We start from the raw sequence: 398 nt of genomic DNA on the forward strand, positions 1-398 counted from the left end.
TTACATTGGCTACAGTATAATCGAGATCATCGTTGTAATCTCCCATGATCATGACCTTATCAAGTGCAAAATAATGATCAAGGTAATCTTTTAATACTTCGACATCATACTTGCGCATATCATATCTTCCCTGAGAACCCGTCCCTGAATTTGCTCTGGCATGAAGGGCTATAAACTTCATTTCCTGCGTATCACCATTGACAGTAACGTTGGCTTCCATGAGGAACGGCAGTCTTCCACTGGCAAAGAACCTGTCGGCAGTTTCCGGATAATCCGGAAGCAGGGAGTAATCTCCCCCGTTATAGAAAGGGTGCAGTTCGGTAAGCAACGGTCTGCTGGCAGTAACATTGACTGTTGAGGTCTTATAAACAAAACCTACTTTTTGCCCTCCGGGTTCG

The 398-nt window shown here is 44.5% G+C and carries 1 pseudogene; it reads right to left on the bottom strand.

The window, feature by feature from the left end:
* Positions 1 to 398, bottom strand: a pseudogene (locus HC176_RS17160) (T9SS-dependent choice-of-anchor J family protein); the annotation flags it as partial.

This window comes from Tamlana crocina, assembly GCF_012037625.1.